General features: G+C 69.2%; 1 protein-coding gene. It reads right to left on the bottom strand.

What is annotated here, in order from left to right; translation table 11 throughout:
* Positions 1-15: 15 nt before the first annotated feature.
* The coding region (locus ACPYOG_RS21335) for a hypothetical protein (RefSeq protein WP_481296021.1) at positions 16-211 on the bottom strand (196 nt) is incomplete at its 5' end.

Here is a 211-nt window from a genome sequence, read left to right on the forward strand (position 1 = left end):
ACAATCTCATCCAGATCACCTGTTGGACAACTGACTCGCCGCAGCGGAGAGTTGCCGATATGGACTACACACGCACCTGTCTCTTATACACATCTCCGAGCCCACGAGACACTCGCTAATCTGGGGGGGGGGGTTTTGGTTTGGGGGGGGGGGGGGGGGGGGGGGGGGGGGGGGGGGGGGGGGGGGGGGGGGGGGGGGGGGGGGGGGGGGG

This window comes from Leifsonia sp. HAY1-4F (genome assembly GCF_056755275.1).